Here is a 255-nt window from a genome sequence, read left to right as displayed (position 1 = left end):
TCATGGGTAAAATTGTCTCAACATTACAAAAAAACCGTGTGCAATGGTTAACAACCGAGTTTGATTACAAAAAGAATTCCCCTATACGAAGTAAATTAACTGTCATTGAAAGCCATGTTGTCCCGAAATTGGTGATAGAGTCGGAATATGAAAGCGGGCAGTCTTTGCCGGTCTCACAAGTCATAAAAAATGCTCAAGGTAATATTATCCGAACGTATAAAACTGTTAAAAAGAAAAATATTATCGCTATTTTAG

1 protein-coding gene is annotated in these 255 nt (G+C 34.9%); it reads left to right on the top strand.

The genetic code is table 11. From position 1 onward, the window contains the following. On the top strand, positions 1–255 hold a 255-nt coding region (locus tag H3U96_RS11160; protein ID WP_198196725.1), incomplete at both ends, for a hypothetical protein.

It is taken from the genome of Gilliamella sp. M0364 (assembly GCF_016100565.1).
Lineage (GTDB): Bacteria > Pseudomonadota > Gammaproteobacteria > Enterobacterales > Orbaceae > Gilliamella > Gilliamella apis.
This window is presented reverse-complemented; position numbering and strand designations above follow the sequence as displayed.